General features: G+C 72.0%; 20 protein-coding genes. 17 read left to right on the top strand and 3 right to left on the bottom strand.

Annotated features, from left to right (window positions below; all coding sequences use genetic code 11):
* Positions 1 to 8: 8 nt before the first annotated feature.
* Complete coding sequence (gene aceF / locus DRV96_RS02195) at positions 9 to 1,373, bottom strand: dihydrolipoyllysine-residue acetyltransferase (protein ID WP_119287206.1); 1,365 nt, start codon at positions 1,371 to 1,373, stop codon at positions 9 to 11.
* 93 nt (positions 1,374 to 1,466) lie between these two features.
* Positions 1,467 to 4,193: a pyruvate dehydrogenase (acetyl-transferring), homodimeric type gene (gene aceE, locus DRV96_RS02190; RefSeq protein WP_119287204.1), complete on the bottom strand. Its 2,727-nt coding sequence runs from the start codon at positions 4,191 to 4,193 to the stop codon at positions 1,467 to 1,469.
* Between the two features lie 175 nt (positions 4,194 to 4,368).
* On the opposite strand from aceE, the gene DRV96_RS02185 reads away from it, so the two are divergent.
* The 5 genes from DRV96_RS02185 (at position 4,369) to DRV96_RS02165 (ending at position 11,185) form a co-directional block, all read left to right on the top strand.
* On the top strand, positions 4,369 to 6,933 hold the full coding sequence (locus DRV96_RS02185) for a PAS domain-containing sensor histidine kinase (protein WP_119287201.1): 2,565 nt from the start codon (positions 4,369 to 4,371) through the stop codon (positions 6,931 to 6,933).
* Positions 6,930 to 7,553: a response regulator transcription factor gene (locus DRV96_RS02180; RefSeq protein WP_119287198.1), complete on the top strand. Its 624-nt coding sequence runs from the start codon at positions 6,930 to 6,932 to the stop codon at positions 7,551 to 7,553. Before DRV96_RS02185 ends, DRV96_RS02180 begins: the two co-directional genes overlap by 4 nt.
* A 73-nt stretch (positions 7,554 to 7,626) precedes the next feature.
* Positions 7,627 to 8,496, top strand: a complete 870-nt coding sequence (gene folD, locus DRV96_RS02175) for a bifunctional methylenetetrahydrofolate dehydrogenase/methenyltetrahydrofolate cyclohydrolase FolD (RefSeq protein WP_119287196.1) — start codon at positions 7,627 to 7,629, stop codon at positions 8,494 to 8,496.
* Positions 8,493 to 10,514, top strand: coding sequence for a M3 family metallopeptidase (locus DRV96_RS02170; protein WP_119287194.1), 2,022 nt, complete (start codon positions 8,493 to 8,495; stop codon positions 10,512 to 10,514). Before folD ends, DRV96_RS02170 begins: the two co-directional genes overlap by 4 nt.
* 32 nt (positions 10,515 to 10,546) lie before the next feature.
* Positions 10,547 to 11,185 carry a glutaredoxin family protein gene (locus DRV96_RS02165; RefSeq protein ID WP_119287192.1) on the top strand — a complete coding sequence of 213 codons (639 nt, stop codon included), beginning with the start codon at positions 10,547 to 10,549 and terminating at the stop codon, positions 11,183 to 11,185.
* A gap of 191 nt (positions 11,186 to 11,376) precedes the next feature.
* On the opposite strand, the gene DRV96_RS02160 is transcribed toward DRV96_RS02165, so the two are convergent.
* Positions 11,377 to 12,948 (bottom strand): DNA recombination protein RmuC, encoded by a 1,572-nt coding sequence (locus tag DRV96_RS02160; protein ID WP_235823247.1) that lies wholly within the window; start codon positions 12,946 to 12,948, stop codon positions 11,377 to 11,379.
* A 127-nt stretch (positions 12,949 to 13,075) separates the two neighbouring features.
* Here DRV96_RS02160 and DRV96_RS02155 point away from each other — a divergent pair, with 127 nt between their 5' ends.
* The 12 genes from DRV96_RS02155 (at position 13,076) to DRV96_RS02100 (ending at position 25,250) form a co-directional block, all read left to right on the top strand.
* Positions 13,076 to 13,837, top strand: coding sequence for a PAS domain-containing transcriptional regulator (locus DRV96_RS02155; protein WP_119287190.1), 762 nt, complete (start codon positions 13,076 to 13,078; stop codon positions 13,835 to 13,837).
* Between the two features lie 239 nt (positions 13,838 to 14,076).
* Positions 14,077 to 14,940 carry an FAD binding domain-containing protein gene (locus DRV96_RS02150; protein WP_119287187.1) on the top strand — a complete coding sequence of 288 codons (864 nt, stop codon included), beginning with the start codon at positions 14,077 to 14,079 and terminating at the stop codon, positions 14,938 to 14,940.
* 18 nt (positions 14,941 to 14,958) lie between these two features.
* Positions 14,959 to 15,450 (top strand): (2Fe-2S)-binding protein, encoded by a 492-nt coding sequence (locus tag DRV96_RS02145; RefSeq protein ID WP_119287185.1) that lies wholly within the window; start codon positions 14,959 to 14,961, stop codon positions 15,448 to 15,450.
* Positions 15,451 to 15,469: 19 nt separating this feature from the next.
* Positions 15,470 to 17,878, top strand: coding sequence for an aerobic carbon-monoxide dehydrogenase large subunit (locus tag DRV96_RS02140; protein WP_119287183.1), 2,409 nt, complete (start codon positions 15,470 to 15,472; stop codon positions 17,876 to 17,878).
* The gene (locus tag DRV96_RS02135; protein WP_119287180.1) at positions 17,879 to 18,544 is read left to right on the top strand and encodes an SRPBCC family protein; all 666 of its coding nucleotides are present in this window, start codon (positions 17,879 to 17,881) and stop codon (positions 18,542 to 18,544) included. It begins immediately after the preceding gene.
* A 13-nt stretch (positions 18,545 to 18,557) separates the two neighbouring features.
* Positions 18,558 to 19,454, top strand: a complete 897-nt coding sequence (locus DRV96_RS02130; RefSeq protein ID WP_119287177.1) for an AAA family ATPase — start codon at positions 18,558 to 18,560, stop codon at positions 19,452 to 19,454.
* Positions 19,455 to 19,470: 16 nt separating this feature from the next.
* Positions 19,471 to 20,640, top strand: a complete 1,170-nt coding sequence (locus tag DRV96_RS02125) for a vWA domain-containing protein (RefSeq protein ID WP_119287176.1) — start codon at positions 19,471 to 19,473, stop codon at positions 20,638 to 20,640.
* Positions 20,641 to 20,650: 10 nt separating this feature from the next.
* Positions 20,651 to 21,661: an XdhC family protein gene (locus tag DRV96_RS02120; RefSeq protein WP_119287173.1), complete on the top strand. Its 1,011-nt coding sequence runs from the start codon at positions 20,651 to 20,653 to the stop codon at positions 21,659 to 21,661.
* A 4-nt stretch (positions 21,662 to 21,665) separates the two neighbouring features.
* Positions 21,666 to 22,346: a nucleotidyltransferase family protein gene (locus tag DRV96_RS02115; RefSeq protein ID WP_119287171.1), complete on the top strand. Its 681-nt coding sequence runs from the start codon at positions 21,666 to 21,668 to the stop codon at positions 22,344 to 22,346.
* Positions 22,347 to 22,353: 7 nt separating this feature from the next.
* Entirely contained in the window at positions 22,354 to 23,067 is a 714-nt protein-coding gene (locus DRV96_RS02110; protein WP_119287169.1) for a putative 2OG-Fe(II) oxygenase, read from the top strand.
* A gap of 9 nt (positions 23,068 to 23,076) precedes the next feature.
* Positions 23,077 to 24,246 carry a hypothetical protein gene (locus tag DRV96_RS02105; protein ID WP_119287167.1) on the top strand — a complete coding sequence of 390 codons (1,170 nt, stop codon included), beginning with the start codon at positions 23,077 to 23,079 and terminating at the stop codon, positions 24,244 to 24,246.
* Complete coding sequence (locus tag DRV96_RS02100; protein ID WP_119287164.1) at positions 24,243 to 25,250, top strand: XdhC family protein; 1,008 nt, start codon at positions 24,243 to 24,245, stop codon at positions 25,248 to 25,250. Before DRV96_RS02105 ends, DRV96_RS02100 begins: the two co-directional genes overlap by 4 nt.
* Positions 25,251 to 25,261 lie beyond the last annotated feature (11 nt).

The raw sequence follows: 25,261 nt of genomic DNA, 5'->3' as shown, positions 1-25,261 counted from the left end.
GCTCCCGTTCAAAGGGCGATGCGGCGGAAGTCCGCCAGCAGCGACGCGAAGTAGACATTGAAGCGTGCGGCGGCGGCGCCGTCGATCACGCGGTGGTCCCAGCTCAGCGACAGCGGCAGCATCAGGCGCGGCACGAACTGCTTGCCGTCCCACTTCGGCTCCCAGCTGCTGCGGCACACGCCCATGATCGCGACCTCGGGCGCGTTGATGATCGGCGTGAAGTAGCGCCCGCCGATGCCACCGAGCGAGCTGATGCTGAAGCAGCCGCCGCTCATCTCGGCCGGCGAGAGCTTGCCGTCGCGCGCCTTCTTCGCCAGCTCGCTCATCTCCTGGCTGATCTGCAGGATGCCCTTCTTGTCGGCGTCCTTGATCACCGGCACGACGAGACCGTTCGGCGTGTCGGCGGCGAAGCCGATGTGGTAGTACTTCTTCAGCACCAGCTGGTCACCGTCCACGCTGGCGTTGAACTCGGGAAACTTCTTCAGCGCCGCGACCGCCGCCTTGATCATGAAGGCGAGCATCGTGACCTTGATGCCGTCCTTATCGTGCTCCTTGTTGAGCTGGACGCGGAACGCCTCGAGGTCGGTGATGTCGGCGTCGTCGTGGTTCGTGACGTGCGGGATCAGCACCCAGTTGCGGTGCAGGTTCGCGCCGCTGATCTTCTTGATGCGCGACAGGTCCTTGCGCTCGACCTCGCCGAACTTCGCGAAGTCGACCTGCGGCCACGGCAGCAGCCCGGGGAACGCGCCACCGGCGGCCGCCGGCACCGCGGCCTGCACCTTCTTCGCAGCCGCTGCGGTCTGCAGGTCGCCCGCCATCACGCGCTTGACGAACGCGTGCACGTCGTCGTGCGTGATGCGGCCCTTCGGCCCGGTGGCCGGCACCTCGTCGAGCGGCACGCCGAGCTCGCGGGCGAGCTTGCGCACCGACGGCGACGCGTGCGGCAGCCTGCCCGCCGGCGCGGCCAGCTCGGGCGCTGGCGGCGGCACGGTGGCCGGTGCGGCTGCCACGGCGGCTGCGGGGACGGGCGCCGCGGCCGCCGTGGCCGCGGGCACGGGCGCAGGGGCCGGCGCTGGCGCGGCCGCGGCTGTCGCCGCAGGCGCGGGTGCCGGTGCCGTTGCCCCCGCCTCGGCCCCCGCCGCGTCGAGCAGCAGGATCACCGAGCCTTCGCTGACCTTGTCACCGAGCGCGACCTTCATCTCCTTGACGACGCCGGCGTGCGACGACGGGATCTCCATCGACGCCTTGTCGCTCTCGACCGTGATCAGGCTCTGCTCGGCCTTCACCGTGTCGCCGGGCTTGACGAGCACCTCGATCACCGCGACGTCCTTGAAGTCGCCGATGTCGGGTACTTTCACTTCGACCAATGCCATGGGGTTGTCTCCGGGCTTGGGGCGCGTTGGCGGCCGCCGCTCGCGTCGCCGTGGCGACGCGGACCGGGCCGCCGGGCGCACCCTGCAGCGCGCTTACGCGTACAGGGGGTTGATCTTGTCGGCGTCGATGCCGTAGGTGCGGATCGCTTCGGCGACCTTGGCCGCCGGCAGCACGCCGTCGTCGGCGAGCGCCTTCAGTGCCGCGACGACGATGTAGTGGCGATCGACCTCGAAGTGCGCGCGCAGGCGGTAGCGGAAATCGCTGCGCCCGAAGCCGTCGGTGCCGAGCACGCGGTAGCTGCGGCCCTTCGGGATGAAGGCGCGGATCTGCTCGGCGTAGTTCTTCATGTAGTCGGTCGACGCGACGACCGGCCCGGCGTGCGGCTCGAGCTGCTGCGTCACGAACGGCACGCGCGGCGTCTCGGTCGGGTGCAGCAGGTTCCAGCGCTCGCAGTCCTGGCCGTCGCGCGTCAGTTCGTTGAAGCTCGGGCAGCTCCAGACATTGGCCGCCACACCCCAGTCGCGCTCGAGCAGTTCCTTCGCGAAGATCGACTCCCGCAGGATCGCGCCGCTGCCCAGCAGGTTCACGCGCGGTGCGTCCTTGCCTTGGGCCTGCCCTTCGGCGAACAGGTACATGCCCTTGATGATCTGCGCCTCGGTGCCCGGCTTCAGGCCCGGCATCGCGTAGTTCTCGTTGAGCAGCGTGACGTAGAAGAACACGTTGTCCTGCTTCTCGACCATGCGCTTGAGGCCGTGGTGCAGGATCACGCCGACCTCGTGCGCGAAGGTCGGGTCGTAGCTGACGCAATTGGGAATCGTGCTGGCGAGGATGTGGCTGTGGCCGTCCTCGTGCTGCAGGCCCTCGCCGTTGAGCGTCGTGCGCCCGGAGGTGCCGCCGAGCAGGAAGCCGCGCGCCTGCATGTCGCCCGCGGCCCAGGCGAGGTCGCCGACGCGCTGCAGCCCGAACATCGAGTAGAAGATGTAGAAGGGCACCATGATGCGGTTGTTCGTCGAGTACGACGTCGCCGCGGCGATCCAGCTCGACATGCCGCCCGCCTCGTTGATGCCCTCCTGCAGGATCTGCCCGGCCTCGTCCTCGCGGTAGTACATGACCTGGTCCTTGTCGACCGGCGTGTACTTTTGCCCTTCCGGGTTGTAGATGCCGACCTGGCGGAACAGCCCCTCCATGCCGAACGTGCGCGCCTCGTCGACGAGGATCGGCACGACGCGCGGACCGAGCGCCTGGTCGCGCAGCAGCTGCGTCAGGAAGCGCACGTAGGCCTGCGTCGTCGAGATCTCGCGGCCCTCGGCGGTGGGCTCGAGCACGGCCTTGAACGTTTCGAGCGAAGGCACCGTGAACTGCTCGTCGCTCCTCGTGCGGCGCTTGGGCAGGTAGCCGCCGAGCGCCTTGCGCCGCTCGTGCAGGTACTTCATCTCCGGCGTGTCGTCGGCCGGCTTGTAGAACGGGATCTTCGGCAACTCGCTGTCGGGGATCGGGATGTTGAAGCGGTCGCGCATGTAGCGGATGTCGTCGTCCGACAGCTTCTTCGTCTGGTGCGCGGTGTTCTTGCCCTCACCGGCCTTGCCCATGCCGTAGCCCTTGACCGTCTTGACGAGGATCACGGTCGGCTGGCCGACGTGGCTGTTCGCCTTGTGGAACGCGGCGTAGACCTTGTTCGCGTCGTGGCCGCCGCGGCGCAGGTTCCAGATGTCTTCGTCGCTCATCTTCGCGACGAGCTCGAGCAGGCGCGGGTCGCGGCCGAAGAAGTGCTTGCGCACGAACGCGCCGTCGTTGGCCTTGAACGCCTGGTAGTCGCCGTCGAGCGTCTCCATCATCACGCGGCGCAGCGCGCCGGTCTTGTCGCGCGCGAGCAGCGGGTCCCAGTTGCTGCCCCACAGCAGCTTGATGACGTTCCAGCCGGCGCCGCGGAAGTCGCCTTCGAGCTCCTGGATGATCTTGCCGTTGCCGCGCACCGGGCCGTCGAGGCGCTGCAGGTTGCAGTTGATGACGAAGATCAGGTTGTCGAGCTTCTCGCGGGCGGCCAGACCGATCGCGCCCAGGCTCTCGGGCTCGTCCATCTCGCCGTCGCCGCAGAAGACCCAGACCTTGCGCCGGCTCGTGTCGGCGATGCCGCGCGCGTGCAGGTATTTCAGGAAGCGCGCCTGGTAGATCGCCATGATCGGCCCGAGCCCCATCGAGACGGTGGGGAACTGCCAGAAGTCGGGCATCAGCTTCGGGTGCGGGTAGCTCGACAGTCCCTTGCCGCCGACTTCCTGGCGGAAGTGCAGCAGCTGCTCCTCGGTGAGCCGCCCCTCCATGAAGGCGCGCGCGTAGATGCCGGGTGCCGAGTGGCCCTGGATGTAGATCAGGTCGCCGCCGTGCGTGCCGCCGGCGTCGGTGTCGTCGGCGTGCCAGAAGTGGTTGAAGCCGGCGGCGAACATGTGCGCCAGGCTCTGGAACGAACTGATGTGGCCGCCGAGCTCGCTGCCGTCGGGCGACTCGAGGCGGTTGGCCTTGACGACCATCGCCATCGCGTTCCAGCGCATGTAGGCGCGCAGCCGCCCTTCGAGCTCGAGGTTGCCTGGGCTGCGCTCCTCGTCCTCGGGCTCGATCGTGTTGACGTAACCCGTCGTGGCCGAGAACGGACGGTCGATGCCGTGCTGCCGTGCCTCCTCGAGCAGCTGCTCGAGCAGGAAGTGCGCGCGGTCGCGGCCCTCGGCTTCGATCAGCGCGTCGAGCGCGTCGAGCCATTCGCGCGTCTCCTGCGCGTCGGGGTCGTTGGCGGCGAGGGGGAGGATGTTCTGGGGCTGGGCCGACATGCGTGTCTCCTTCGTGGGGCCGTGGGGGCCGATCGCGGCGCGGCGAATTCTGGCACAAGGCGGGCGATATTCCAAATTGTGCGAAGGTTTTCCAACTGATGAAATTTGCGCTGATCCAAGGCTTCGCGGCGGCTTGGCCGATCGAGGGAGCGACCGCGCCGCCCATAATCGCCGGATGCTGTCGACCGACGTGCGCGATCCGACACCTCCACTGTCGCGAACCCGGCGCCTGATCGGGCGCTGGTGGAAGCGCCAGTCGCCCGTGCGCCAGGACCGCTTCGCGACGCTCGGCCCGCTGGTGTCGGTGCTGCTGTTCCTCGCCGCGATCATCTCCGCGTTCTGGTACCTGCGCCACGAGGAATTCGCGCGCGAGACCCAAGCCGTCAAGCGCGACACCGAGATCGCACAGCAGCAGCTGCGCCTGCGGCTCGTCGAGAACCGGGACCTGCTCGTTCGCTTCGCGCGCGACCTCGTCGCGCGCGAGCCGGGACGCGAGGAATTCGCTGCGCAGGCGCTTTCGATCGGCAGCGAACGCCCGGAGATCGCATACCTGCTGTGGCTCGGCCCCGACCGTCAGCGCATTGCCGCCTGGGCGGCGACGCCGTTCCACTACGAGCCCAACGCGCAAGGCGAGGCACCCGGGCTCGACGTCGACGGCACGAGCGGCGACTCGGCGCCGGCACGCGCCTTCGCGGCCGCCCTCGCGCAGCGCCAGCCGGTGTATTCCGCGGCGTTCAACGACATCACCGGTGCACCGGTGTTCCAGATCCACGTGCCGCTGATGCAGCGCGGCCGCGTGGCCGGGATGCTGGTGGCGCAGTACACGATCGACGTGTTGCTGCGACTCGCGGTGCCCCACGAAATCGTGCATCGCCACGCGATGTCGGTGCTGGATGCGGCCACCGGCCGCGAGCTGGTCGGCACCGTCACCGGCATGCCCGGCGAGCCCCCCCGGCGCGCCGAGATCGTCTACGAGCTGCCGCTGACGCCGGTGTCCGAGTACCTGCTGCTGCGCGGCCAAGGCTCGCGCACCTCGGCCGGGCTCGTCAGCAGCACGCTGTTCTGGATGGTCGTGCTGCTGTCGGCGCTGACGGTGTGGATGCTGTTCGGCAGCTGGCGGCACATGCGCCGGCGCACGCAGATCCAGGATGCGCTCGTCGCCGAGACGAATTTCCGTCGCGCGATGGAGAACTCGATGCTCACCGGCATGCGCGCGATGGACCTCGAGGGCCGCATCACCTACGTGAACCCGGCGTTCTGCGCGATGACGGGGTTCTCCGAGACCGAGCTGATCGGCCGCATGCCGCCGTTCCCGTACTGGCCGCCCGACCGCATCGAGGAGAACACGCGCCTGCTGCGCCAGGAGATGGCCGGCCGCAGCCCGGCCGGCGGCATCGAGGTCAAGGTGATGCGCAAGGACGGCACCGTGTTCGACGCGCGCATGTACGTCTCGCCGCTGGTCGACGCGCACGGCGAACAGACCGGCTGGATGACCTCGATCACCAACATCACCGAGGCCAAGCGCATCCGCGACCAGCTCTCGGCGTCGCACGAGCGCTTCACGACGGTGCTCGAGGGGCTCGACGCGGCGGTGTCGGTGCTGTCGGTGCAGCAAAGCGAGCTGCTGTTCGCCAACCGCTCGTACCGCATGTGGTTCGGCGCCGACGCGCGCGGCCACGCGCTGCTGGCCGGCACGCAGTTCCGCCTGCCCGAGCCGCACGGCGACGACGAGGACGGTTTCGCCGGGATTCCGACGCAGGAATTCACCGACAGCGGTTCCGACCCGCGCGAAGTCTTCGTCGAGGCGCTGGGCAAGTGGTTCGACGTGCGCTCGCGCTACCTGCAGTGGACCGACGGCCGGCTGGCGCAGATGCTGATCGCCACCGACATCACGGCCCGCCGCCGCGCCGAGGAGCTCGCGCAGCAGCAGGCGCAGAAGGCCGAGGTCACGAGCCGGCTGGTGACGATGGGCGAGATGGCGTCGTCGGTCGCGCACGAGCTGAACCAGCCGCTGACCGCGATCACCAACTACTGCAACGGCATGGTCTCGCGCGTGAAGTCGGGCACGATCAGCAACGAGGACCTGATCGCCGCGCTCGAGAAGACGGCGCACCAGGCGCGCCGCGCGGGCCAGATCATCCACCGCATCCGGGCCTTCGTGAAGCGCAGCGAGCCGCAGCGCCAGAGCGCGCAGGCGCGCTCGATCGTCGACAACGTCGTCGAGCTCGCGGGCATCGAACTGCGCCGCCGGCGCGTGCAGCTGCAGACCTACGTCGCGCAGCACCTGCCGGCGCTGATGGTCGACCCGATCCTGATCGAACAGGTGCTGCTCAACCTGCTGAAGAACGCCGCCGAGGCGATCGACCTCGCGCAGCTGCCGCCGTCGCGCCGCCACATCGAGCTGCGCGTGGTGCCGCGGCACACGCCGGAAGACGGCGGCGGCGTCGAGTTCAGCGTCACCGACAGCGGCCCCGGGATGAAGCCCGAGGTCCTCGCGCGCATGTATGAGGCGTTCTACTCGACGAAGGCCGACGGGCTGGGCATCGGGCTCGGGCTGTGCCGCTCGATCGTCGAGTCGCACCGCGGCCGGCTGCGGGCGCAGAACCTCTACAATGGCGAGGCCGTCGTCGGCTGCCGCTTCTCATTCACGCTGCCGGTCGACCTGGGGGCCCGCGCCGACGAGGCGCCGCCCGCGCCCCCCGAGATGCAACGCACCGCGGACTCCGCCACCCTCCCATGAGCCTGATTCCCAAGAAGGGCACCGTCTACGTCGTCGACGACGACGAGGCGGTGCGCGATTCGCTGCAGTGGCTGCTCGAAGGCAAGGACTACCGCGTCAAGTGCTTCGACTCGGCCGAGTCGTTCCTTTCGCGCTTCGACCCGCGCGAGGTCGCGTGCCTGATCGCCGACATCCGCATGGACGGCATGAGCGGGCTGGAGCTGCAGGACCGCCTGATCGAGCGCAAGAGCCCGCTGCCGATCGTCTTCATCACCGGCCACGGCGACGTGCCGATGGCGGTGACGACGATGAAGAAGGGCGCGATGGACTTCATCGAGAAGCCGTTCAAGGAAGACGAGCTGCTCGCCCTTGTCGAGCGCATGCTCGAGCAGGCGCGTACCGCGTTCAGCCAGCACCAGGAGCAGGCCAGCCGCGACGCGCTGCTGTCGCGCCTGACGACGCGCGAGACGCAGGTGCTCGAGCGCATCGTCGCCGGACGGCTCAACAAGCAGATCGCCGACGACCTGGGCATCAGCATCAAGACGGTCGAGGCGCACCGCGCCAACATCATGGAAAAGCTCAACGCCAACACTGTCGCCGACCTGCTCAAGATCGCCCTCGGCGCGCACAGCAAGGTCTGAACGCGTCGCCGATCCGCTGCCCCGAGGCCGCTGCCCCCAGCGGCCTCGTTCGTTTCTGACGAGGACCCCACCAATGACCGCCCGCCTGATCGACGGCAACGCCCTGTCCCGCCACCTGCGCGCCGAGGTCGCGCGCCGCGCCGCCGCGCTCACGGCGCGCGGCGTCACGCCGGGGCTGGCCGTGATCCTCGTCGGCGACGACCCGGCCTCGGCCGTCTACGTGCGCAACAAGGTCAAGGCCTGCCACGACACCGGCATCCGCTCGGTGCAGGAAACCTACCCGGCGAGCCTGACGCAGTCGGAACTGCTCGCACGCATCGCCACGCTGAACGCCGACCCGGCGATCCACGGCATCCTCGTGCAGATGCCGCTGCCGCGCCACCTCGACGCGCAGGCCGTCATCGAGGCGATCGACCCGGCGAAGGACGTCGACGGCTTCTCGACCGCCAGCGCCGGCGAGCTGATGACCGGCCTGCCCGGGCTGCGCCCCGCGACGCCGGCCGGCTGCATGAAGCTGATCGAGAGCACCGGCATCGACCTGCGCGGCAAGCACGCCGTCGTCGTCGGGCGCAGCAACACGGTGGGCAAGCCGATGGCGCTGCTGCTGCTGCAGGCGAACGCCACGGTGACGGTGTGCCACAGCGCGACGCCCGACCTCGGCGCCTTCACGCGCCAGGCCGACGTCGTCGTCGTCGCCGTCGGGCGCCTCCACACGCTGCGCGGCGACATGGTCAAGCCCGGCGCCGTCGTGATCGACGTGGGCATCAACCGCGACGAGCACGGCAAGCTGTGCGGCGACGTCGACTTCGCTGCGGTGTCGCAGGTCGCCGGCGCGATCACCCCGGTGCCCGGCGGGGTCGGGCCGATGACGATCACAATGCTGCTGGTCAACACCCTCGACGCGGCCGAACGCGCCGCCGGCGCGGCCGCCACGACACCATGACCAATCCGCTGCTCGACACCGCGGGGCTGCCCCGCTTCGCCGACATCCGCCCCGAGCACGTCACGCCGGCGCTCGACGTGCTGCTCGCCGACGCGCGCGCCGCGCTCGAGCGCGCCGTCGGCCCGGAGGTGCCGGCCGACTACGACGCGATGTCGGCCGTGCTCGACGTCGCCACCGAGCGCCTCGGCCGTGCCTGGGGTGCCGTCAACCACCTGAACCACGTCGCCGACACGCCCGAGCTGCGTGCCGCCTACAACGAGAACCTGCCGCGCGTCACCGAGTTCTACACCGCGCTCGGCGCCGACGAGCGGCTGTACGCGAGGTACAAGGCGATCGCCGCGAGCCCTGCCGCGGCCACGCTCAGCGCGGCGCGGCGGCGCGCGCTCGACAACGCGCTGCGCGACTTCGTGCTCTCGGGCGCCGAGCTCAGCGGCGCGACCAAGGAGCGCTTCCGCCAGATCCAGGAGCGCCTGGCCGAGCTGTCGCAGGCCTACTCCGAACACGTGCTCGACGCGACCGACCGCTACGCGCTGTACGTGCCCGCCTCGCGGCTCGACGGCGTGCCCGACGACGTGCGCGACGCCGCGCGCGAAGCCGCACAGGCCGAGGGCCGCGACGGGTGCAAGCTCACGCTGCGCGCGCCGTGCTACTGGCCCGTGATGCAGTACGGCACCGACCGCGCGCTGCGCGAGACGCTGCACCGCGCCTACGCGACGCGCGCCAGCGAGCTCGGCGACCCCGCGCTCGACAACACCGCCGTGATGCGCGAGCTGCTCGAGCTGCGGCGCGAGGAGGCGCAGCTGCTCGGCCACCCGACGTACGCGCACCTGTCGCTGGTGCCGAAGATGGCCGACAGCCCCGAGCAGGTGCTCGGCTTCCTGCGCGACCTCGCACGGCGCGCGCGGCCGTACGCCGAGCGCGACCTCGCCGAGCTGCGCGAGTTCGCCGCGCGCGAGCTCGGCATCGCCGAGCTGCAGCCCTGGGACCTGGCCTACGCCAGCGAGCGGCTCAAGCAGGCGCGCTACGCGTTCAGCGACCAGGAGGTAAGGCAGTACCTGACCGAGCCGCGCGTGCTCGACGGGCTGTTTCGCATCGTCGAGACCGTGTTTGAGGTCGAGATCCGCCCCGACACCGCGCCGCCGGCGTGGCACCCGAGCGTGCGCTTCTACCGCCTCGAGCGCGGCGGCGAGCTGCTCGCGCAGTTCTATCTCGACCCGTACGCCCGGCCGGGCAAGCGCGCCGGCGCTTGGATGGACGACGCACGCGGGCGCTGGAAGCGTCCCGACACGGGGCTGCAGACGCCGGTGGCGCACCTGGTGTGCAACTTCGCGCCGCCGGTGGGCGACAAGCCCGCGCTGCTGACGCACGACGACGTCACGACCCTGTTCCACGAGTTCGGCCACGGGCTGCACCACATGCTCACTCGCGTCGACGAGCTCGGCGTGGCCGGCATCAGCGGCGTCGAGTGGGACGCGGTCGAACTGCCCAGCCAGTTCATGGAGAACTTCTGCTGGGAGTGGGACGTGATCAAGCGGCTGAGCGCGCACGTCGACACCGGCGAGGCGCTGCCGCGCGCGCTGTTCGACAAGATGCTGGCGGCGAAGAACTTCCAGAGCGGGCTGCAGATGCTGCGCCAGGTCGAGTTCGCGCTGTTCGACATGCGCATCCACCTCGAGCCCGACGCGGCCCGTCGCATCGCCGCGATCGCCGAGGAGGTGCGCGACGAGGTCTCGGTCGTGCCGCGCGCCGACTACAACCGCTTCGCGCACTCGTTCTCGCACATCTTCGCCGGCGGCTATGCCGCCGGTTACTACAGTTACAAGTGGGCCGAAGTGCTCAGCGCCGACGCCTGGAGCGCGTTCGAGGAGCGCGGCATCTTCGACCGCGACACCGGGCGGCGCTACCGGCGCGAGATCCTCGAAGTCGGTGGCAGCCGCAAGGCGATCGACAGCTTCCGCGCCTTTCGCGGGCGCGAACCCTCGATCGACGCGCTGCTGCGCCACCAAGGCATGGCTTGAGCCGGCCGCGCGCGCTGCGGTAGATTGCACCCATGCGCATGCCCCGCCGTCGCCCGTCGCCCGCACCCGTTGCGCTGCTGCTCGCCCTCGCCGCGCTGCCGGTCGCCGCGCAGGGGCTGTACAAGATCGTCGCCCCCGACGGCACCGTCACCTACACCGATCGCCCGCCACCGGCCGGCAGTGCGCGCATCCAGGCGCTCGGCCGCAGCGGCGCGCCGAGCGCATCGGGCGGGGTGGCGACACTGCCCGTCGGGCTGCGCGAAGCGGTCGCGCGGTTTCCCGTCGTGCTGTACACCGTGCCCAACTGCGCCCCGTGCGAGCGCGGCCGCGAACTGCTGCGCGCGCGCGGCATCCCCTACGAGGAGCGCCTGGCCGACCCTGACAGCGATCGCGAGGCCTGGCTGCGCGCCGTCGGCAGCATGGAAGCCCCCGGCCTGACGGTGGGCGCGCAGCTGCTGCGCGGCTTCAATGCCGACGAATGGCAGTCCACGCTCGACCTCGCGGGCTACCCGCGCACGTCGCGGCTGCCGCCGAACCACCCGCCACCGGCCGTGGTCCCGCTGGTGGCCCGCCGCACGCTGCCCGAGCCGGTGCCCACCGGCGAAGCGCCCGCCGAACTGCCGCCGCAGCCGACGGTGCCGCTGCCGGGTGGGGGCGGCATCCGTTTCTGAGCGCCGGTGCGTCAGCCTGACGCGGCGCGCGTACTGCAGCTGCCAGCCGCCGCCGCGCGATGACCCTCGCGCAGCGCCTGCAGTGGCGCGGCCAGGCGCAGCCCCGCCATCGCCGCGTGCACGCTGTCTGCGCGCCGATCAGCGCCAGCAGCACGCGCGCCGGCAGCCCCGGCGCCGTGGCTGCCGGCGGCTCAGGCATGGGGGGCGTCGTCGGCGCCGCGTGCGTCGGCCGAGGTGCCGAGCAGCTGCTGCGCCTGCGCCTCGGGCAGCGCCTCGACGGTCTTGAGCTGGCGCGCCATCGCGCGCGTGCGCACCTCGGCGGCGTCGATCGTCGCGCTCGCCTCGTCGAGCTTCTTCTTCGTCTTGGCGAGCACGTCGCCGAACTTGGCGAACTCGGTCTTCACGGCGCCGAGCACCTGCCAGACCTCGGCGCTGCGCTTTTCCAGCGCCAGCGTGCGAAACCCCATCTGCAGGCTCGACAGCGTGGCCAGCAGCGTCGTCGGGCCCGCCAGCGTCACGCGCTGCTCACGCTGCAGCGACTCGACCAGCCCGGGGCGGCGCAGCGCCTCGGCGTACAGGCCCTCGGTGGGCACGAACAGGATCGCGAAGTCGGTCGTGTGCGGCGCGGCGACGTACTTTTCGCGGATCGTCTTCGCCTCCAGCCGCAGCCGCGCCTCGATCGCCTTCGACGCGGCGTCGACGCCGGCGGCATCGGCGCGCTCGTGCGCGTCGAGCAGGCGCTCGTAGTCCTCGCGCGGGAACTTGGCGTCGATCGGCAGCCACAGCGGGCGGCCGTCGTCGCGCCGTCCCGGCAGCTTGATCGCGAACTCGACGCGTGCACCGCTGCCGGGCACGGTCTCGACGTTGGCGGCGTACTGGTCGGGCGCCATCACCTGCTCGAGCAGCGCGGCGAGCTGCACCTCGCCGAAGACGCCGCGCGTCTTCACGTTGGTCAGCACGCGGTTGAGCGATCCGACGTCGCGCGCGAGCACCTGCATCTCACCCAGGCCCTGGTGCACCTGCTCGAGCCGCTCGGCGACCTGGCGGAAGCTCTCGCCCAGGCGCTGCTCGAGCGTGGCGTGCAGCTTCTCGTCGACGGTGGCGCGCATCTGCTCGAGCTTGGCCTCGTTGCCCTGCTGCAGCGCCTGCAGCCGGCCCTCGACCGTCTGCCGCATGTCGGCCAGCCGCCGCTCGTTCGACTCGGCGAGCGCGCGCAGCTGCTCGGCCAGCGTGTCGCCCAGGCGCTGCAGTGCCAGCGCCTGCTGCTCGGACATGCGCTGCAGCGCCTGCGCCTGCTGTTCCGCCACCCGCTGCAGCGTTTGCGACTGCTGCTCGGCCTGCCGCGCGAGCGCGGCGTCCTGCGCGTCGCGCGCGGCCTGGCTCTGCTGCGCGAGCGCCTGCGTCGCGCCGTGCAGCGCGTCGGCCACTTGTTGCTGCATCGCGGCCAGCTGCGTGCGCAGCGTGTCGATCTGCTCGTTTTGCGTGCGCGCGACGTCGCCCGACTGCGCGAGCAGCGTCTGCTGGAACAGCGCGAGCGTGCCGGCCAGCTCCTGCCGTGACGTGCGCGCGCTGTCGGCCACCTCGCCGCGCAGTTCGCGCGCGAGCTGCTGTGCGTCGTCGGCGGCGGCGCGCCGCAGCGTTTCGCCCAACGCCCGCAGCGCGGCGTCGTCGCCGCGGCGCCACGCCAGCCACGCGACGACGACCAGCGTGACCGCCGCGAGCGCGAGCAGCGCCCAGCCCATCCATCCGTCGACCGTGATCATCAAGTCATTGTCTCAGCCGCGCCGGCAGGGTCGGCGCCCGCGCACGCCGTGCAGCCGCGTGGTTCAATCGCGGCACGTGCCGCGCCCGGCCGATCCCCGGGTGGTCGCGCGGCGTGGAGACCGACCGATGGACCTCAAAGGGCACGCGGTATCGCCCTTGTACCTGCTCGAGCGCTTCGACGTCGGCATCGTGCACCTCGATGCCGAGCGCCGCGTGCTCGGCATGAACGACTTCGCGCGCCGGGTGCTGCCGGTCGACGAGAAGCAGCCGTTCGACCGCTTCGTGCTGTCGTTCCACCCCGAGCGCTCGCAGCCCAAGGTCGAGTTCCTGCTCGACCAGGCCGCGCAGTGCCCGGTCGCGAACCCGCCGCCGATGACGATGATCATCAACATCCCGGAGCGGGTGCTGCTGATCAAGGTCACGCGCATCTACGACGGCGCCGGCCGGCCCAGCGGCTACGTGCTCGTGTTCTACGACATCACCGAGCTCGTCAGCAGCGACGACGGCGCGCGCGCGGCGACGGCCCGCCGGCGGCTGCAGAAGATCCCCACCGTCGTGCAGCAGCGCATCGTCCTCGTCGACGCCGACGACGTGCTGTGCATCCACTCCGACGGCCACTACACGCACGTGTGCACGGTGCAGGGGCGGCATTTCTGCAACCTCAACATCGGCGACCTCGAGGCGCGCCTCGACCCCGAGCAGTTCATGCGCGTGCACCGCGGCCACATCGTCAACCTGCGCGCCGTGCGCCAGCTGCGCCGCGAGGACGGCCGCCTGCTGATCGAGATGCATCCCGAGATGCCGCCGATCCCGGTGTCGCGCGCCAGCGCCGCCGCGCTGCTCGAGCGACTCGGCGTGTCGGTCGGCGCGGCCGGCCGCCCCGCCTGAGCGCGGGTTTTCCCTCACCTAGGACTTTCCCGCATCGCTGCGCCGGCCCGCACGGCGCCGCAGCACTTCGTGCGTGGCGCGCGCGTTTGGTGCATGCACGGCCGCCGTTCGTGCACGGAAGCCGGCAGACCCCGCACGCTGCGCGCTTTGGCGCGTCGAAGAAGAATCCGTCCCGTCCAGGACAGACCCGGTCAGCGCGCACCGCCGGCCCCGGACCGCGAGCCCACCAGGAGACACGCATGATCCCACCCGCCTTCGACTACCATGCCCCGAAGAGCGTCGGCGAAGCCATCGCCCTGCTCGGCCAGTACGGCAGCGACGCCAAGATCCTCGCCGGCGGCCACAGCCTGCTGCCGATGATGAAGCTGCGCTTCGCGCAGCCGGCGCACCTGATCGACATCAACCGCATCGCCGAGCTGCGCGGCATCTGCGAAGACGGCGCCGACGTCGTGATCGGCGCGATGACGGTCGAGAACGACCTCATCGCGAGCCCGATCCTGCGCGCCAAGGTGCCGCTGCTGGCCGAGGCGCCCAAGCTCATCGCCGACCCGCAGGTGCGCAACCGCGGCACGATCGGCGGCGACATCGCGCACGGCGATCCCGGCAACGACCACCCGGCGCTCGCGATCGCCGTCGACGCGAGCTTCGTGCTCGAGGGCCCGAACGGCCGGCGCACCGTCAAGGCCGACGGCTTCTTCCACGGCACCTACATGACCGACCTCGCCGAGGACGAGATCCTCGTCGCGATCCGCGTGCCGGCGTTCGCCGCCGGCACCGGCTGGGCCTACGAGAAGCTCAAGCGCAAGACGGGCGACTGGGCCACCGCGGGCGCCGCCGTCGTGATGCGCATGGACGCCGGCCGTGTGACGCACTGCCGCATCGCGCTGACCAACGTCGCGCCGATGGCGCTGCGCGCCACCGACGCCGAGCGCGCACTGCTCGGCCAGCCGCTGACCGACGCGAGCGTCGCGGCGGCCGCGCAGGCGGCGATGGCGATCTGCGACCCCGCCGAGGACCTGCGCGGCGACCGCGAGTACAAGACCGCGATGGCCGGCGAGATGGTCAAGCGCGCCGTACGCGCCGCCGCGGCGCGCTGCCAGTAAAGACAACGGAGACACCGCATGGCCAAGAAACTGATCACCGTCACCGTCAACGGCCGCAAGCACGAAAAGGCCGTCGAGCCGCGCATGCTGCTCGTGCACTTCCTGCGCGAGGAGCTGAACCTGACCGGCGCGCACATCGGCTGCGAGACGAGCCACTGCGGCGCGTGCACCGTCGACGTCGACGGGCGCAGCGTCAAGGGCTGCACGCACCTGGCGGTGCAGTGCGACGGCTCCGAGGTGCTGACCGTCGAGGGCCTCGCGCAGGGCAGCGTGCTGCACGCGGTGCAGGAGGGCTTCTACAAGGAGCACGGCCTGCAGTGCGGCTTCTGCACCCCCGGCATGCTGATGCGCGCGTACCGCTTCCTGCAGGAGAACCCGAACCCGACGGAAGAGGAGATCCGCATGGGCATGAGCGGGAACCTGTGCCGCTGCACCGGCTACCAGAACATCGTCAAGGCGGTGCAGTACGCGGCAGAGAAGCTGCGCGAGCAAGCCGCCGCCACCGCCTGAGGCCCGAGGAGACCGCACGATGAACGCACCGATGACCGCCGCCGAGCGCACCGCCGCGCTGCAGGGCATGGGCGAGGCCCGCCTGCGCAAGGAAGACGCCCGCTTCATCCAGGGCAAGGGCAACTACGTCGACGACATCAAGCTGCCCGGGATGCTGCACATGGACATCGTGCGCAGCCCGCTGGCGCACGCGCGCATCAAGCGCATCGACAAGTCGGAGGCGCTGAAAGTGCCCGGCGTCGTCGCCGTGCTGACCGCCGAGGACCTCAAGCCGCTGAAGCTGCACTGGATGCCCACGCTCGCCGGCGACGTCGCCGCCGTGCTCGCCGACGGCAAGGTGCACTTCCAGATGCAGGAAGTCGCCGTCGTGATCGCCGAGGACCGCTACGCCGCCGCCGACGGTGTCGAGGCGGTGCAGGTCGAGTACGAGGAACTGCCCGTCGTCGTCGACCCATACGAGGCGCTCAAGCCCGACGCCCCCGTGCTGCGCGAGGACCTGGCCGGCAAGACCAGCGGCGCGCACGGCCCGCGCGAGCACCACAACCACATCTTCACGTGGACCGCCGGCGACAAGGACGCCGCCGACGCCGCGTTCGCGAACGCGCCGGTGACGGTGTCGCAGCACATGTACTACCCGCGCGTGCACCCCTGCCCGCTCGAGACCTGCGGCTGCGTCGCGAGCTTCGACCCCGTCAAGGGCGAGCTGACGACGTGGATGACGAGCCAGGCGCCGCACGTCGTGCGCACCGTCGTCAGCCTGCTATCGGGCATCCCCGAGAGCAAGGTGCGCATCGTCAGCCCCGACATCGGCGGCGGCTTCGGCAACAAGGTCGGCGTCTACCCCGGCTACGTCTGCGCGATCGTCGCGTCGATCGTGCTCGGCAAGCCGGTCAAGTGGGTCGAGGACCGCATCGAGAACATCTCGACGACGGCGTTCGCGCGCGACTACCACATGGACGGCGAACTGGCCGCCACCGCCGACGGCAAGATCCTCGGCCTGCGCGTCAACGTCGTCGCCGACCACGGCGCCTTCGACGCCTGCGCCGACCCGACCAAGTTCCCCGCCGGGCTGTTCCACATCTGCACCGGCAGCTACGACATCCCGGCCGCGTACTGCAGCGTCAAGGGCGTCTACACCAACAAGGCGCCGGGCGGCGTCGCGTACCGCTGCTCGTTCCGCGTCACCGAGGCGGTGTACCTGATCGAGCGCATGGTCGACGTGCTCGCGCAGAAGCTCGGCATGGACAAGGCCGAGATCCGCGCGAAGAATTTCATCCGCAAGGAACAGTTCCCGTACAAGAGCGCGTTCGGCTTCGAGTACGACAGCGGCGACTACCACACGGCGCTGCAGAAGGTGCTCGACGCGGTCGACTACAAGGCCTTGCGCGCCGAGCAGGCGGCCAAGCGCGCCGACCCGAACTGCCCGACGCTGATGGGCATCGGCCTGGTGACCTTCACCGAGGTGGTGGGCGCGGGGCCGAGCAAGATGTGCGACATCCTCGGCGTGGGCATGTTCGACAGCTGCGAGATCCGCGTCCACCCCACCGGCAGCGCGATCGCGCGCATGGGCACGATCACGCAGGGCCAGGGCCACCAGACCACGTACGCGCAGATCATCGCCACCGAGCTCGGCATCCCCAGCGAGGTGATCCAGGTCGAGGAAGGCGACACCAGCACCGCCCCCTACGGCCTGGGCACCTACGGCAGCCGCTCGACGCCGGTGGCCGGCGCCGCGATCGCGATGGCGGCACGCAAGATCCACGCGAAGGCGCGCAAGATCGCCGCGCACCTGCTCGAAGTCGGCGAGAACGACCTCGACTGGGAGATCGACCGCTTCAAGGTCAAGGGCGACGACAGCCGCTTCAAGACGATGAAGGACATCGCCTGGGCGGCGTACAACAACGTGCCGCCCGGCATGGAGATGGGGCTCGAGGCGGTGCACTACTACGACCCGCCGAACTTCACCTACCCGTTCGGCATCTACCTGTGCGTCGTCGACATCGACCGCGCCACCGGCGAGACCAAGGTGCGGCGCTTCTACGCGCTGGACGACTGCGGCACGCGCATCAACCCGATGATCATCGAGGGCCAGATCCACGGCGGGCTGACCGAGGGCTTCGCGGTCGCGATGGGCCAGCAGATGCCGTTCGACGCGCAGGGCAACCTGCTCGGCAACACGCTGATGGACTATTTCCTGCCCACCGCCGTCGAGACGCCGAAGTGGGAGACCGACCACACCGTCACGCCGAGCCCGCACCACCCCATCGGCGCCAAGGGCGTGGCCGAGAGCCCGCACGTCGGCTCGATCCCGACCTTCACCGCGGCGGTCGTCGACGCGTTCGCGCACTTGGGCGTCACGCACATGGACATGCCGCACAACGCGTACCGCGTGTGGAAGCAACTCAAGGCCTGCGGAGTCGCCCTGTAAATGGAAGTCAACCTCGACAAACGCTACCCGCTCGACGTCGACCCCGCGCGTGCGTGGCAGGTGCTGCGCGACGTGCACGCGGTGGCCGGCTGCATGCCCGGTGCCGCGATCACCGAACAGGTCGACGCGACGCACTACAAGGGCACGGTCAAGGTCAAGGTCGGGCCGACGACGGCCGCGTTCGCCGGCGACATCGAGGTGCGCGAGGTGGCCGACGACGCGATGCGCGTCGTGCTGTTCGGCAAGGGCGCCGACCGCGGCGGCTCGTCGGCGTCGATGGAGCTCACCGCCCACGTCGAACCGGTGGCCGGCGACGCGTCGAAGTCGGAGCTCGTCGGCAAGGCCGACGTGATCGTCAACGGCAAGTTCGCGCAGTTCGGCGGCCGCATGATGGTGCAGGTCTCCGACATGATCCTCGCGCAGTTCGCCGACAACTTCCGCGCGACGGCGGCGGCGCTGCCCGCCCCGGCGGCGGCACCGACCGCGCCGGCCACGGCCGCCGAGGATGCCGCGCCGACGGCCGCCGCCGCGGCCGAACCCGCCGCCGCGCAGGCCGCCGCACCCGCCGCCCCGCCGAAGCTCAACAAGGACCTGAACGCCTTCGCGATCCTGTGGATGCTGGTCAAGAACTGGTTCGCCGGCCTGTTCGGCAAGCGTGCCACCTGAGACGGCCCGACGCATGACCGACGCCGAGCTGCGCGAATGCCTGCACCGCGCCGGCTACATCGCCGACGAGGCGCTGGCCACGACGCTGTGGCTCGCCGGCGAGCTGCAGCGCCCGCTGCTGCTCGAGGGCGACGCCGGCGTCGGCAAGACGGCGCTCGCCTCGGCGCTGGCGCGCGGGCTCGACCGGCGCCTCGTGCGGCTGCAGTGCCACGAGGGGCTGGACCTGGCGCAGGCCGCGTACGAGTGGAACTACGGCCGGCAACTGCTCGCGATTCGGCTGCACGAAGCCGACGCCGAGAAGCCGCGCGAAGCCGACCTGTTCGGCCGCGACTACCTGCTCGAGCGCCCGCTGCTGCAGGCGATCGCCAGCGAGCGTCCCTGCGTGCTGCTGATCGACGAGGTCGACCGTGCCGACGAGGCCTTCGAGGCCTTCCTGCTCGAGGTGCTGGCCGACTGGCAGATCACGGTGCCCGAGCTCGGCACGATCCGCGCGCGGCACGTGCCGCTCGCGATCCTGACCAGCAACGGCACGCGCGAGCTGTCGGATGCGCTGCGCCGCCGCTGCCTGTACCACTGGCTCGACTACCCGACGCTCGCGCGCGAGATCGCGATCGTGCGCGCGACGCTGCCGCAGGCCGAGTCCGCGCTCGTCGAGCAGGCGGTGGCCTTCGTGCAGACGCTGCGCCGCGAAGACCTCGGCAAGACCCCCGGCGTGGCCGAGACGCTCGACTGGATCCGCGCGCTGCACCGGCTCGACTTCAAGGCGCTGCCCGACGACCCGGCGCAGTGGCTCGGCACGCTCGGCTGCCTGCTGAAGACGCGCGAGGACCGCTTCCAGCTCGGTGCCGACGAGGTGCGCCGCATCGCCGAAGGCCGGCGGCGCGGCGTCGCCGAGAACGCGTCGGCCTGACGCACGGACACTGCACATGGCCCCGGGCGCCCTCGCCTCGATCGCCGGCTTCGCGGCGCTGCTGCGCGACCACGGGCTGAACGTCGGCGTCGCCGAGCAGCAGGCGATGGTGCGCGCCGCGCTCACGGTGCCGCTCGAACGCGCCGCGCGCCCCGGCGCCGGGCTCGACGCCGCGTGGCGCGCGATCGCGTGCCACGATGCGCGCGACTGGCGACGCTGGCCCGAGCTGTTCGAGCGCTACTGGCACGCCGAGCGGCTGAAGGGCAGCGTCAAGGTCAGCGGCCAGACGCGCCCGTCGCGCGACCTGCGCCAGGTCGTGCAGGCGCTGCACGATGAACTCGGTGCGAGCGCGCCGCCGCGCGGCGACGGCGCGGCGATGGCCGACACCGCGCTCGACGCGGCGGCCTTCACCGACGACGCGCCGGGGCTGTCGCGCGCGCAAGGCGGCGCCAGCCGCACCGAGGCGCTGCACGACCGCAGCCTCACGCAGTGGCTGCCGCAAGACCTCGCGACGCTGCAGCGGCTCGCCGAGCGCATCGCGCAGCGCCTGCGCCGGCAGGTGACGCGGCGCTGGCGCGATGACGCGCGCGGCTACCGGCTCGACGTGCGGCGCACGCTGCGCTCGAGTCTGGCCACCGGCGGCGTGCCGCTGGCGCCGGCGTGGCGCACGCCGCGGCGCGAGCGCCCGCGGCTGTTCGTGCTCGTCGACGTCAGCCGCTCGATGGAGACGCACGCGCAGCTGTTCCTGCGCATCGCGCGCGCCTTCGTCCACGCCGCCGACGCGCGCGTGTTCGTGTTCCACACGCGGCTCGCCGAAGTCACGCCGCTGCTGCGGCGCGACTCGGGCGCGGTGCAGGACAAGGTCAACGCCGTGACGGCCGGCTTCGGCGGCGGCACGCGTATCGCGACGAGCCTGAACGACTTCGCGCGCGTGCACGCACGCGGCCAGCTCGGCCGGCGCGCGCGGGTGTGGATCCTGTCCGACGGCTTCGACGCCGACCCCCCGCAGCAGCTGCGCGACGAACTGCTGCGGCTGCGCGCCGGCGGCGCGAAGATCGCGTGGTTCCACCCGTCGGCGCAACCGCCGGCGTCGCAGGCGGTCGAACACGCGCGGGACCTGATCGGCCGCTTCGCGCGGCTGGCCACGCTGCGCGACCTCGAACAGGCCGCCGTCGTCTTGCAGTGAAGGAGTTGCGATGACCACTTCCGCCCCCGACGTGATCGCCGCGGCGCACCGGCTGCAGCAGCAGGGCCAGCCGTACGCGCTGGTCAGCGTGCTGCGCGTGCAGCCGCCTGCGTCGGCGCGCCCCGGCGACAAGGCCGTCGTCACCGCCGACGGCATCGCGTGCGGCTGGATCGGCGGCGGCTGCGCGCAGCCGGCAGTGCTGAAGACGGTGCGCCAGGCGCTGGCCGACGGCCGCGCGCGGGTGATCCGCATCGCACCGACCGACGAGAGTGCGACGCGCGAACTCGGTGACGTGCTCGAGTTCGGCATGGCGTGCCACTCGGGCGGCACGATCGAGCTGTTCGTCGACCCGGTGCTGCCGCGCGCGACGCTCGTCGTCGTCGGTGACTCGCCGGTGGCCGCGGCGCTGGCCGCGCTGGCACCTCGCGTGGGCTTCAACGTGCGCGTCGTCGCGCACGGCGCCGACGCCGCGCGCTTCCCCGACGCGGCCGAAGTGATCGGCGACGACAGCGCCGAGCCGCTCGCCGCACGCATCGCGCCCGGCGCGTTCGTCGTCGTCGCGACGCAGGGCCGGCGCGACGTGCCCGGGCTGCGTGCAGCGCTGGCGCTGCGTGCGCGCTGCGTGTGGTTCGTCGCCAGCGCGAAGAAGGCGCAGGTGCTGCGCGCGTCGCTGATCGAGTCCGGCGCCGACCCGCAGTCGGTGGCCGCGATCGTCGCACCGGCCGGCCAGCCGATCGGCGCGCAGACGCCGGAGGAGATCGCGCTGTCGGTGCTCGTGGCCGTCGTCGCGGCGCGCCGCGGCGCCGGCGTCGACGCGCGCCCGGCCGACGAGGCCGTCACCGCACCGGCAGCGAGCGACGCGCCCCGCGCCAAGGTGTCGGCGGCCGCCGCGGCCGCCCGCGCGCGCCTGGCCGCCCGCGCCGAAGCGTCGGCGGCCGGCACGGCGGGTGACGGCGGGTCGTGCTGCGGCGGCGACGCGCCGGTGTCGGCGACGCCACCGTCGTCGTGCTGCGGGAGCTGACGCGATGGGCTGCATCCTCAAGGGCGGCGGCGGGCTGTACAGCCGGCTGGTGGTCGGTGCCGTCGTGCTCGCGGCGGGCGCCGGCTCGCGGCTCGGCGGGCGGCCCAAGTGCCTGCTCGAACTCGGCGGCGTGCCGCTGATCCGGCGCACGCTGATCGCGCTGTCGGGCGCCGGCGTCGACGAGGTCGTCGTCGTGCTCGGCCACCACGCCGACGTCGTCGAACCGGTCGTCGCGCCGTTTCCGGTCACGCTGGTGCGCAACCCCGACCCCGACGCCGGGCAGGTGTCGTCGCAGCGCGTCGGGCTCGCGGCACTCACCGGCAAGCTCGACGCCGTGCTCGTCGCGCTGGCCGACCAGCCGCTGCTCAACGCGCAGGACATCACGGCGCTGATCGGCGCGTACAAGAAGCGCCCGGCGGGCACCTCGGTCGTCTTCCCGCAGGTGGGCGGCGAGCCGGGCAACCCGGTGATCTTCAGCGCCGACGTGCGCGACCAGATCCTCGCCGGCGACGCGCACGTCGGCTGCCGGCAGTGGCGCGGCGCGCACCCCGAGGCGGTCGCGCCGTTCGTCACCGACAACCGCCGCTTCAAGGTCGACGTCGACACGCCCGAGGACCTCGAGCGCTTCGAGCGCGAGACCGGCCACGCGCTGCGCTGGCCCGCCGGACTCGTGGCGCCGGCCTGAAGCGGCGATGGCGCTCGCCCCCGGCTTCCACGCGCTGTGGCCCACGCCGCTGGGCGTGCACCGCTACGCCGAGGCCGACGCGCTGAACCCGCTGCTCGTGCGCGTGTTCGGCGCACTGCGCGCGACGCAGTCTCACGCGCGCGGCGAGGCGCCCGGCGCCTTCTTCGCCAGCGACGACGACCTGCTTGGGCGCGTGCAGCTGCCCGAGTGGCAGCGCTTCGTGCGCTTCGTCGTCGAGAGCCTGCGCGACACCGTCACGCGCGCCAACGCCGCGGCGTGGCCGCCGTCGTGGGCCGAACGCGGCGTCGATCTGCAGCTGCGCGTCGAAGGCATGTGGTTCCAGGCCGCCAACGGCGGTGCGTTCCACGACGTGCACACGCACGGCAACGCGTCGTGGTCGGGCGTCTACTGCGTGCAGGTCGACGCGCCCGACGTGCGGCGCGCGCATCCGGTGTACGGGGTGGCCAACGGCGTCACGCGCTTCTACGGCCCGCCGTTCGCGCACCTCGGCGGCGCGCACGTCGACCTCGGCAACGCCTACCTGCAGCCGCCGCACGTCGACGTCGAGCCGGTGCCGGGGCAACTGGTGCTGTTCCCCGCGTGGCTCGCGCACCATGCGCTGCCGTACGCGGGCATGCTCGAGCGCGTGATCGTCTCGTTCAACGCCAGCGTCCACGCCGCCGGCGGCAGCGACCGGCTGCACGACTACGCCGGCGCCTGAGAGCCCACGATGAACGCGCTGCCCGCCCTCGAGCCCCGCGCGGCCTGCGCACTGGCCGCGCGCACGCTGGCGTGGACGCTGCTGTTCGGCGGCTGGCTCGTGCTCGGTGCGCTCGGGTTGCGCCATGCGCCGGTGGCGACCGGGGCGCTGGCGCCGGTCGCGCTGTGGCTGCTGGCCATCGGTGTCGCGGCGCGCGTGGGTGCGGCGTGGTCACTGTCGCCGCGCGTGCTGCGCGCCGTGCTCGTCGGCAGCGCGGCGCTGGTCGCGGCGTGCCTGGCCGCACTGGCGCACGGCGCGCCGCACTCGCTGTGGCCGGCGGCCGTCGCGTGGGGGGTGTTGATCGTCGTGGCGTCGCGCGTCGTGCGCGGCTGGCGCCGCCGGCCCGGCCCACGCTTTTCTCCGCCCGTCGTGCCGGCCGCGCTCGGTGCGCTGGTGGCCTGGCTGCTGGCTGGGGAGCCGGCGGCGGTCGCGGCACACCCCGCCGCAGCGGCGGCCGCGCTGACCGTCATTGGCCTCGCGCTGGCGGCGCTGGTGCCTTCGCCGCACAGTGAACCGCGCAGCGGCGCGCCGGGCTGCCGCAGCGGTCTGTTCGACTGCGCGCTCGCGTGGCCGACGCTCGCGCAGTGGCGCGTGCCGGCGCACTGGCCATGGCTCGCGGCTGCGCTCGCGATGCTGCCGATGATGGCGTCGCTGCCGCTGCTGGCCGAGGGCTGTGCGCGCACCGGCTGGCGCCCGCAGGCCGTGACGGGGCTGCACCTGCTGGCGATGCTGGTGCCCGCCGCCGTCGTCGCGGCGCTGCGTGCGCGCGTGCTCGTGCAGGCCGCGCGCGCGTTCGTGGCCGGCCTGCTGATCGCCGGCGGCGTCGCCGCGCTCACCGTGCCCGGCAGCGACGGCACGATGGCTGCGATGCTGCTGCACGCGGCCGCGTGGGGCATCGCGTGGTCGGCGGCGATGGCGCCGGCGACCGACCGCACACGGCTGCCCGCGGTACACGGTGGCGCGGGCGCCTCGGCGCTGGCCAGCGCCGCCGTCGTGCTCGCGCTGGGTGTGGCCGTCGCCGGCAGCGGGTGGGCGGCGTGGAGTGCCCTTCACGCCGCGCTCGGTGCGATCGCGGCGCTCGGCGTGGCCGCCGCGTGGCTGCGGCGGCATCCACCGGTTTTCGAGGAGTTGCGAGGATGAACAGCATCGATGTCGACGTGATCCGCACCGCGCTCGACTGGCTCGACCGCGGCCACCGCGTCACGCTGGGCACGGTGGTGCGCACGTGGGGCTCGGCGCCGCGCCCGCCCGGGTCGCTGATGATCATCCGCGACGACGGCCAGGTCGCCGGCTCGGTGTCTGGCGGCTGCATCGAGGACGACCTGATCGGCCGCGTCGCGCGCGGCGAGCTCGCGAGCCGGCTGCCGCAAGTCACGACCTATGGCGCCAGCGCCGAGGAGGCGCAGCGCTTCGGGCTGCCGTGCGGCGGCACGGTGCAAGTCGTGCTCGAGCCGCTCGCCGCGGCGTCGCAGCTGCGCGAACTGCTGGTGGCGATCGAATCGCATCGGCTCGTCGCGCGCCGGCTCGACCTCGCCACTGGCGTCGTGACGCTCGGCCCCGCGCAGGCCGGCGACACGGTGCGCTTCGACGGCCGCACGCTCGTGACGGTGCACGGCCCGCGCATGCGGCTGCTGATCGTCGGCGGCGGGCAGCTCGCGCGCTATCTGGCCGGCATGGCGGTGATGCTCGACTACCGCGTGACGGTGTGCGAGCCGCGCGAGGAGTACCACGAGGGGTGGACCGCGCTGGACGGCGTCACGCTGTCGACGCAGATGCCCGACGACCTGGTGCTCGCGATGAACCTCGACGCCAACAGCGCGGTGGTGGCCGTCACGCACGACCCGAAGCTCGACGACCTGGCGCTGATGGAGGCGCTGCGCACGCCGGCGTTCTACGTCGGCGCGCTCGGCTCGAAGCGCAACAACGACGCGCGCCGGCAGCGGCTTCGCGAGCACTTCGGGCTGGCCGACGACGAACTCGCGCGGCTGCGCGGTCCAGTGGGGCTGAACCTGGGCGCGCTGACGCCCCCCGAGATCGCGCTGGCGATCGTCGCCGAGATGACGGCGCGGCGGCGCGGCGCGAACGTCGACGGGCCGCTCGCCGACTGGAGCGGCTCGACGACCGAGTGCCGCACGCGCGCCTGAGCCGCCGCACG

The sequence above is a fragment of the Azohydromonas sediminis genome (assembly GCF_003574675.1).
Classification (GTDB): domain Bacteria; phylum Pseudomonadota; class Gammaproteobacteria; order Burkholderiales; family Burkholderiaceae_C; genus Calidifontimicrobium; species Calidifontimicrobium sediminis.
The sequence above is the reverse complement of the archived record's forward strand: the minus strand, read 5'-3'. Positions and strand labels throughout refer to the sequence as shown.

Bases quoted from the DNA above. Each gene is read 5' to 3' on its own strand.
- DRV96_RS02180 (WP_119287198.1), top strand. From the start codon at position 6,930: ATGAGCCTGATTCCCAAGAAGGGCACCGTCTACGTCGTCGACGACGAC.
- DRV96_RS02160 (WP_235823247.1), bottom strand. From the start codon at position 12,948: ATGATCACGGTCGACGGATGGATGGGCTGGGCGCTGCTCGCGCTCGCG.
- DRV96_RS02140 (WP_119287183.1), top strand. From the start codon at position 15,470: ATGAACGCACCGATGACCGCCGCCGAGCGCACCGCCGCGCTGCAGGGC.
- DRV96_RS02170 (WP_119287194.1), top strand. From the start codon at position 8,493: ATGACCAATCCGCTGCTCGACACCGCGGGGCTGCCCCGCTTCGCCGAC.
- DRV96_RS02130 (WP_119287177.1), top strand. From the start codon at position 18,558: ATGACCGACGCCGAGCTGCGCGAATGCCTGCACCGCGCCGGCTACATC.
- folD (WP_119287196.1), top strand. From the start codon at position 7,627: ATGACCGCCCGCCTGATCGACGGCAACGCCCTGTCCCGCCACCTGCGC.
- aceE (WP_119287204.1), bottom strand. From the start codon at position 4,193: ATGTCGGCCCAGCCCCAGAACATCCTCCCCCTCGCCGCCAACGACCCC.
- DRV96_RS02115 (WP_119287171.1), top strand. From the start codon at position 21,666: ATGGGCTGCATCCTCAAGGGCGGCGGCGGGCTGTACAGCCGGCTGGTG.
- DRV96_RS02145 (WP_119287185.1), top strand. From the start codon at position 14,959: ATGGCCAAGAAACTGATCACCGTCACCGTCAACGGCCGCAAGCACGAA.
- DRV96_RS02150 (WP_119287187.1), top strand. From the start codon at position 14,077: ATGATCCCACCCGCCTTCGACTACCATGCCCCGAAGAGCGTCGGCGAA.
- DRV96_RS02185 (WP_119287201.1), top strand. From the start codon at position 4,369: ATGCTGTCGACCGACGTGCGCGATCCGACACCTCCACTGTCGCGAACC.
- DRV96_RS02105 (WP_119287167.1), top strand. From the start codon at position 23,077: ATGAACGCGCTGCCCGCCCTCGAGCCCCGCGCGGCCTGCGCACTGGCC.
- DRV96_RS02165 (WP_119287192.1), top strand. From the start codon at position 10,547: ATGCGCATGCCCCGCCGTCGCCCGTCGCCCGCACCCGTTGCGCTGCTG.
- aceF (WP_119287206.1), bottom strand. From the start codon at position 1,373: ATGGCATTGGTCGAAGTGAAAGTACCCGACATCGGCGACTTCAAGGAC.
- DRV96_RS02120 (WP_119287173.1), top strand. From the start codon at position 20,651: ATGACCACTTCCGCCCCCGACGTGATCGCCGCGGCGCACCGGCTGCAG.
- DRV96_RS02135 (WP_119287180.1), top strand. From the start codon at position 17,879: ATGGAAGTCAACCTCGACAAACGCTACCCGCTCGACGTCGACCCCGCG.
- DRV96_RS02100 (WP_119287164.1), top strand. From the start codon at position 24,243: ATGAACAGCATCGATGTCGACGTGATCCGCACCGCGCTCGACTGGCTC.
- DRV96_RS02110 (WP_119287169.1), top strand. From the start codon at position 22,354: ATGGCGCTCGCCCCCGGCTTCCACGCGCTGTGGCCCACGCCGCTGGGC.
- DRV96_RS02125 (WP_119287176.1), top strand. From the start codon at position 19,471: ATGGCCCCGGGCGCCCTCGCCTCGATCGCCGGCTTCGCGGCGCTGCTG.
- DRV96_RS02155 (WP_119287190.1), top strand. From the start codon at position 13,076: ATGGACCTCAAAGGGCACGCGGTATCGCCCTTGTACCTGCTCGAGCGC.